Origin of the sequence: Pseudomonas sp. FSL R10-2964 (assembly GCF_009600035.1) — a bacterium.
GTDB classification, from domain to species: domain Bacteria; phylum Pseudomonadota; class Gammaproteobacteria; order Pseudomonadales; family Pseudomonadaceae; genus Aquipseudomonas; species Aquipseudomonas bubulae.
Window position 1 is genome coordinate 1 of record NZ_WIWH01000069.1, and the last position, 7,652, is coordinate 7,652.

Sequence of the window (7,652 nt, forward strand, 5' to 3'; positions counted from 1 at the left end):
GCTGGTTGCTCATGGCACCTCCTAATGGGCCTCATTTTAAGGCTTGGAGGTGTCTACGAAACTAGGGGCGATTCAGTCGTTGATACTTGGCCGGTGGCGCGAACTGATTACCGAGTAGTCCTCGCCATTGCCAAGATACAGCTCAAATACCTAACTATGCTAGCCGGGCACTTTTGTCTGATTTGAAGAATAGGCCGGGCCTTTTAGGTCTACGCGACCCTATCCCGCCATGGTATTGGCGAGAGCAATCTCGAAAGATTGGCGGCATGGGTCCATCACCTTACGGCATCACCGGCATGCGCGCTCCACAAGTGAGGTGTATGGGGTCTTCTTTAAACGCACAAACTGCGTTGAAGAACCGCCGCTCTCTGAAACCTCTGTCTGGGCCGAGAGCGCATCTATTTTGTGAATCCAGTAGGCTTTTCTCATCTTTTCTGTGATTCCCGTCCTTGGCGGTCACAGAAAAAATGATATTTTCCCTGCGTTTGCTGGGTCTCCCGAATCATCTATTTTGTGAACCTACACGATGGGTGCTGGGGTGGGGTTGTTCCTGGGGATTATCGGCCTGAAAACCTCGGGCATTATCGTCGACAGCCCGGCCACCCTGATCAAGCTCGGTTCATTGCGCGACCCTGCCCCGCTGCTGGCAGCGGTGTGCTTTTTGATGATTGCGATTCTGAGCTATCACCGCGTCTTCGGCGCCATCCTGATCAGCATTATCGCCGTGACCCTCGCCGGCTGGGGCCTGGACCTGGTGCATTACAACGGCATCATGTCGGCACCGCCAAGCCTTGCACCGACCTGGATGGCCATGGACCTCAAGGGCGTTTTCAACATCAGCATGATCAGCGTGGTGCTGGCCTTTCTGTTTGTACACATGTTCGATACGGCCGGCACCCTGATGGGCGTGGCCCAGCGTGCCGGGCTGGTGAAGGCCGATGGCAGGATCGAAAACCTGTCCCGGGCCCTCAAGGCCGACAGCGCCTCCAGCGTGTTCGGTGCGGTGGTCGGCGTGCCACCCGTGACCAGCTACGTGGAAAGCGCCGCAGGCGTTGCGGCAGGCGGACGTACCGGGCTTACTGCCGTCACCGTGGGCGTGTTGTTTGTGGCCGCCATGTTCTTTGCCCCTCTGGCTGGCATGATCCCCGCTTATGCCACGGCAGGCGCTCTGATTTATGTGGCCATGCTGATGATGGGCGGCATGCAGCACATCAACTGGGACGAACCCACTGACTGCATCCCGGCCATAGTGACCGTGATCATGATGCCTTTGACCTTCTCGGTCGCCGACGGGATTGCCCTGGGCTTTATCAGCTTTGTCGCACTCAAGGCAGGCACCGGCAAATACCGGGAAATTTCCGTCAGCCTGTGGGTGCTCTGCGCTATTTTCATCGCCAAGTTTATTTACCTGTAAACCTGGCGGTATCAATCGGTCCCGCAATGACGCGGGGCCTTTGTTGTTTGGGAGGAAGTGATGAGTCTGGAAACCTGGCTGCTGTTCAGCAGCGCGGCATTGGTGGTAATCCTGATTCCAGGGCCGCTGTCGTTATTGATGATCAGCAACAGTCTGAACTACGGCTTGCGCCGTTCGTACCCGGCTTTTCTGGGAGGTGTATTTGCCTCGATCTGCCTGCTCAGCGCTTCGGCACTGGGTTTGGGCGCCTTGCTGCTGGCCTCGGAAAAACTCTTCAGCGCCCTGAAGATCGTGGGCGCGCTGTACCTGTTTTACCTGGCCTGGCAAAGCTGGAAACAATCGCGTCAGCCGGCCACCGTCACCAATGTGCCCGAAGCCGCACCAATACCGCGCTTTAGCGCCCTGTTTGGGCGCGCGTTCGTGCTGGGGGCCAGCAATCCTAAGGACATTCTGTTCTTTGCTGCCTTTTTGCCGCAGTTTCTCAACCCCGATCTACCGTTCCTCAACCAGTTACTGGTGATGATCGCCACCTGGACCGTGCTCGACCTGCTGTGCAAGCTGGCCTACGGCCTGGGTGCCCACGGTGCGGCGGGGTACCTGCGCAGCGGCAAGGGCCAGAGCTGGTTCAACCGGGTCAGTGCCGGGCTGTTCAGCGTGGCAGGCACGGCGTCGTTGTTGAGCCGCTGATTGCACACAAGCCCGTAGCAGCTGCCGAAGGAACGAGGCTGCGTTCGATTGCGAAGCAATCGTAAGACCTGAGTTCGCGATTTATCTGATGGACAGCGGATTCAGGTTCTACGACGGCTACGCCGCCGAACGCAGCCTCGTTCCTTCGGCAGCTGCTACGGACATGGCATTTAGACAGGCAAAAAAAAGCCCGCAGTGTGAGCGGGCAAATAACCACATGCGCAGATCGAAAACGATTAGCTACCGCGATAGGTCGAGTAGCTGTACGGCGAAATCAGTAGCGGTACATGGTAGTGATCCTGCTCGGCGCTGATCCCGAAACGCAGTACCACCACATCCAGAAACGCCGGCTCCGGCAATTTCACACCCCGTGCGCGGTAGTAATCACCGGCACTGAACTGCACCTGGTAAACCCCGGAACGGTAGGCCTCCCCCTCCAGCAACGGCGCGTCGCAACGGCCATCGCTGTTGGTCAGGGCTGTAGCGACCAACTCCAGCCCCGAACCTTCAACCCGATACAGCTCGACCTTGATCGAGCTGCCCGGGCAGCCGTGTGCGGCATCCAAAACGTGCGTAGTCAAACGTCCCATTGATTGTGCGACCTCCCGAGTCGTGAAAAAAACGGCTGCCGCCTTCTTTTGGCGCACCAAAAGGCTCGGCGAAGACACGATTAAGACATTTATCAAAAAAATTGTACACAATTAAAAATGACAATCTGCGCATCCCCCGAAGCTACGGGGCCTGCACGGCATTAATCGTCAAAGCCGCAGTCCTTAGAGACCTTTCGCCCATAAACTGACCAATCAGGCAGGTTTCTTGCAAGTACTCTTTCTGTACAAATCGTGGTAGAAATAGCAAAAATCAGGGTTACAAATAAAATGTAAAGTTGTATACAATCAGCTCATCGCAGTGACGCCAGGTCTGGCCAATCGACTGTTACCACGAACAATAAGGAAGACTGCAGTGAGCGCTGACTACCCACGCGACCTGATTGGTTACGGTCCAAACCCTCCACATCCGCATTGGCCGGGCAACGCCCGCATCGCCCTGTCTTTTGTTCTCAATTACGAAGAAGGCGGCGAGCGCAACATCCTGCACGGTGACAAGGAGTCTGAAGCCTTTCTGTCGGAAATGGTCTCAGCCCAACCATTGCAGGGCGAGCGCAACATGAGCATGGAGTCGCTGTATGAGTACGGCAGCCGTGCAGGCGTGTGGCGCATCCTCAAGCTGTTTCGCGAGTTCGATATTCCGCTCACGGTGTTTGCCGTGGCAATGGCCGCCCAGCGCCATCCGGATGTGATCCGCGCCATGGTCGAGGCCGGGCACGAGATCTGCAGCCACGGTTATCGCTGGATCGACTACCAGTACATGGATGAAGCGCAAGAGCGTGAACACATGCTCGAAGCCATCCGCATCCTCACCGAAATCAGCGGCGAACGCCCGCTGGGCTGGTACACCGGCCGCACCGGTCCCAACACCCGGCGCCTGGTGATGGAAGAAGGCGGCTTTTTGTACGACTGCGATACCTATGACGACGACCTGCCCTACTGGGAACCCAACAATCCCACCGGCAAACCGCATCTGGTGATCCCCTATACCCTGGATACCAATGACATGCGCTTTACCCAGGTGCAGGGCTTCAACACCGGCGAGCAATTTTTCCAGTACCTCAAGGATGCTTTCGATGTGCTGTACGCCGAAGGCGCAGAGTCGCCGAAGATGCTTTCCATCGGCCTGCATTGCCGCCTCATTGGCCGCCCTGCGCGCCTGGCCGCCCTCAAGCGTTTCATTGAGTACGCCAAGGGCCACGAACAGGTCTGGTTCACCCGCCGCGTGGACATTGCCCGCCACTGGCACGCCACCCACCCTTTTGTTGCCGAGACCGCCAAATGAGCGCCTTCAAGACCCTCAAGCCTTCACAACTGAGCCGTGAAGCCTTCGTGGCGGCTTTTGCCGATATCTACGAACACTCGCCCTGGGTTGCCGAAAAGGCCTACGACCTGGGCCTGGACAGCAGCGTCGACCAGATCGAAACCCTGCACCAGCGCATGAGTGACATTTTGTTGAGCGCCGATCACGCCAGCCAGCTGGCATTGATCAACGCTCACCCTGACCTGGCCGGCAAAGCAGCCGTCCAGGGCCAACTGACCGAAGCCAGCACCAATGAACAGGCTGGCGCCGGTATTCACCAATGCACGGCCGAAGAGTTTCAACGCTTCACCGAGCTGAACGAGGCCTACAAAGCCAAGTTCAAGTTTCCCTTCATCATGGCGGTAAAAGGCAGCGACCGGCACCAGATCCTCGCCGCGTTCGAAACCCGCATCCATAACCCGGCAGACGTCGAGTTCAAGTGCGCGTTGGCAGAAATCAACAAGATCGCCCTGTTCCGATTACTCCAGCTCTAAGCCGAACCGGCACCCGCCGATGACGCATCTCCAGCCACTCATTTAAAGGCAGACAAGAAGAATGAAAGCTTACGCCGTACCTTTCGAGAAGTTCGTCAACCTGGCCGATGCCCGCCTGGGCACCAAAATCGTTTCGGTAACCGATGACTGGTTTGCCGACGCCAACCGCATGTTCCAGCCGACCCCGGCCGTATGGAAGGAGGGCGTTTTCGATGACAACGGCAAGTGGATGGACGGCTGGGAGTCCCGCCGCAAGCGCTTCGAAGGCTATGACAGTGCCGTCATCCGTCTTGGCGTTCCGGGCTCGATCAAGGGTGTGGACATCGACACTTCATTCTTCACCGGCAACTTTCCACCATCGGCCTCGCTGGAAGCCTGCTTCCTGGCCTCGGGCGAACCGAATGAAAACACCCAGTGGGTGGAAGTACTGTCGGCCGTCGAGCTGCAGGGCAACAGCCATCACTACCACGAAATCAACAATGACCAGGCCTTCAGCCACCTGCGCTTCAACATTTTCCCGGATGGCGGCGTAGCGCGTCTGCGCGTGTACGGCGTGCCGTTCCGTGACTGGTCGGCAGTAGGCGACAACGAGCAGGTCGATCTGGCCGCAGCTCTCAACGGTGGCCGCGCCCTCGCCTGCTCCGACGAACACTTCGGACGCATGAGCAACATCCTCAACCCTGGCCGCGGCATCAATATGGGCGATGGCTGGGAAACCGCACGTCGTCGTACCCCGGGCAATGACTGGGTCATCGTCGCGCTGGGCCACCCGGGCGAGATCGAAAAAATCATCGTCGACACCCTGCACTTCAAGGGCAACTACCCGGACAGCTGCTCGATCCAGGGCGCGTACGTCAAGGGCGGTACCGACAGCCAGATCGAAACCCAGTCGCTGTTCTGGCGTGAACTGCTGCCGAGCCAAAAAATGGAAATGCACGCTGAACACACCTACAGCGAGCAACTGAAAAACCTCGGCCCGATCACCCACATTCGCCTCAACCTGTTCCCGGATGGTGGTGTAAGCCGCATCCGCGTATTGGGCAAAGTCGCCAAATAAGCGCTGCACCCATCGCGGGCAAGTCCGCTCCCACATTTGAAATGTATTCATCCTGTGGGAGCGGGCTTACCCGCGATAGCGACAAAACTGACACCACAGAAACCCGAATAAGAAGACCACCATGCGCACATTGATGATTGAACCTCTGACCAAAGAAGCCTTCGCCCCTTTCGGTGACGTGATTGAAACCGATGGCAGCGACCACTTCATGATCAATAACGGTTCGACCATGCGCTTTCACCGTCTGGCCGAGGTCGAAACGGCTACGCCAGAGGACAAGGCGATCATCAGCATTTTCCGCGCCGAGGCGCAGGACATGCCATTTACCGTACGCATGCTGGAGCGCCATCCGCTGGGCAGCCAGGCTTTTATACCGCTGCTCGGCAACCCCTTTCTGATCGTGGTCGCGCCCGTTGGCGATGAACCTGTATCGGACCTGGTCCGCGCCTTTGTCAGTAATGGCAGGCAGGGCATCAATTACCATCGCGGCGTCTGGCACCACCCGGTGCTGACGATCGAAAAGCGGGATGACTTCCTGGTGGTTGATCGCAGTGGCAGCGGCAATAACTGCGATGAGCATTTCTTTAAAGAGGATCAGTTGCTGTTCCTCGCCCCCCACCAATAAGAGAAGGTCCAACACTCACAAAAGAGTGACGGGCAAGAGGTAAAGACTGTGGAAGCACATCTAATGGAATGGCTGAATCTGAGCGTGCGCTGGATTCATATGATTACCGGTGTGGCCTGGATTGGCGCGTCGTTTTATTTCGTCTGGCTGGAGAACAACCTTAACCGGGCCAACCCCAAGGATGGCCTTGCTGGCGATCTATGGGCGATTCACGGCGGCGGTATTTACCACCTCGAAAAATACAAACTGGCCCCACCCACCATGCCGGAAAACCTGCACTGGTTTAAATGGGAAGCCTATTTCACCTGGATGTCGGGCATCGCCCTGCTCTGTCTGGTGTTCTACTTCAACCCCGCGCTGTACCTGATTGCTCCAGGCAGCAGCATGAGCGGCCCTGAAGCGGTTGCCATCGGTATCGGCTCGCTGATTGCCGGCTGGTTCGTTTACGACTTTCTGTGCGACTCCGCCCTGGGCAAACGCCCGGCGTTGCTCGGTTTCGTCCTGTTTGTGCTGCTGGTTGCAGCAGCGTTCGGCCTGAGCAAAGTGTTCAGCGGGCGCGGTGCCTACCTGCACGTGGGCGCCATTATCGGCACCATCATGGTCGGGAACGTATTCCGCACCATCATGCCGGCACAACGTGCCCTGGTAGCCGCGATCAAGGAAGGCCGCAGCCCTGACCCGGCACTGCCGGCCAAAGGCCTGCTGCGTTCGCGACACAACAACTACTTCACCTTGCCGGTGCTGTTCATCATGATCAGCAACCACTTCCCGAGCACCTATGGCAGCCAGTACAACTGGTTGATCCTGGCCGGGATTGCGGTGCTGGCAGTGCTGGTACGTCACTACTTCAACACCCGCCACGACAGCCACAAATATGCCTGGACCCTGCCGGTCGCAGCCCTGGGCATGATTTGCCTGGCTTACGTTACCGGTCCAAAGCCTGTGTCGACAGCGCCAGAAACCGCCAAGGTGATCAAGTACCAACCGCTGCCGGAAACCGCCCTGGGCGGCGTCAAGGCTGCAGATGCTCCGCCAGCGGCACCGGCACAGGCACCCGCGGCAGCGCCAGTGGCCACCGTCGATTTTGAACAAGTCCACAAGGTGATCCAGGAGCGCTGCACGGTCTGTCATTCCGCCACCCCCAGCAGCCCGTTGTTCAGTGCGGCTCCGGCAGGCGTGATGTTCGACACCGCGCAACAGATCCAGCTGATGGCCCCGCGCATTCAGGCTCAGGCCGTTGTCACGCCGATCATGCCGCTGGGCAACATCACGCAAATGACGCAACAGGAGCGCGACCTGGTCGGCGCCTGGATCAATGCAGGGGCACGGACCAACTGACGCACCGCCTTTGCGGTCGCAGCCCCGCTGCGGCCGCAAGAACACACCACTAGGCTCTGTACGTAAACCCAAGAAATACGATTTTCTGTAAAATACACCGCCATTAAAGCCAGGAGGCCAAGATGG

At 58.0% G+C, this 7,652-nt stretch carries 7 protein-coding genes and 1 pseudogene; 7 read left to right on the forward strand and 1 reads right to left on the reverse strand.

Features of this window, described 5'->3' with window-relative positions; all coding sequences use genetic code 11:
• Window positions 1–520 precede the first annotated feature (520 nt).
• Together GHN92_RS23240 and GHN92_RS23245 are read left to right on the forward strand one after the other, a co-directional pair.
• Window positions 521–1,414 (forward strand): annotated as a pseudogene (locus tag GHN92_RS23240) (NCS2 family permease); the annotation flags it as partial.
• 60 nt (window positions 1,415–1,474) lie between these two features.
• Window positions 1,475–2,101: a LysE family translocator gene (locus GHN92_RS23245; protein ID WP_095019573.1), complete on the forward strand. Its 627-nt coding sequence runs from the start codon at window positions 1,475–1,477 to the stop codon at window positions 2,099–2,101.
• A gap of 236 nt (window positions 2,102–2,337) precedes the next feature.
• Here the strand turns inward: GHN92_RS23245 and uraH are convergent, their stop codons facing one another.
• A complete protein-coding gene (uraH, locus tag GHN92_RS23250; RefSeq protein WP_095002054.1) occupies window positions 2,338–2,691 on the reverse strand; it encodes a hydroxyisourate hydrolase in 354 nt (117 codons plus the stop codon).
• 373 nt (window positions 2,692–3,064) lie between these two features.
• Here uraH and puuE point away from each other — a divergent pair, with 373 nt between their 5' ends.
• The 5 genes from puuE to GHN92_RS23275 all read left to right on the forward strand — a co-directional run bounded on the left by puuE (window position 3,065) and on the right by GHN92_RS23275 (window position 7,526).
• Window positions 3,065–3,994, forward strand: a complete 930-nt coding sequence (gene puuE / locus GHN92_RS23255; protein WP_095002055.1) for an allantoinase PuuE — start codon at window positions 3,065–3,067, stop codon at window positions 3,992–3,994.
• Window positions 3,991–4,506 (forward strand): 2-oxo-4-hydroxy-4-carboxy-5-ureidoimidazoline decarboxylase, encoded by a 516-nt coding sequence (uraD, locus tag GHN92_RS23260; protein WP_016781499.1) that lies wholly within the window; start codon window positions 3,991–3,993, stop codon window positions 4,504–4,506. Before puuE ends, uraD begins: the two co-directional genes overlap by 4 nt.
• A 61-nt stretch (window positions 4,507–4,567) precedes the next feature.
• A complete protein-coding gene (gene alc / locus GHN92_RS23265; RefSeq protein WP_086797829.1) occupies window positions 4,568–5,563 on the forward strand; it encodes an allantoicase in 996 nt (331 codons plus the stop codon).
• 121 nt (window positions 5,564–5,684) lie between these two features.
• On the forward strand, window positions 5,685–6,188 hold the full coding sequence (locus GHN92_RS23270; RefSeq protein ID WP_016781501.1) for an ureidoglycolate lyase: 504 nt from the start codon (window positions 5,685–5,687) through the stop codon (window positions 6,186–6,188).
• 48 nt (window positions 6,189–6,236) lie between these two features.
• Window positions 6,237–7,526, forward strand: a complete 1,290-nt coding sequence (locus GHN92_RS23275; RefSeq protein ID WP_095002056.1) for a urate hydroxylase PuuD — start codon at window positions 6,237–6,239, stop codon at window positions 7,524–7,526.
• Window positions 7,527–7,652 lie beyond the last annotated feature (126 nt).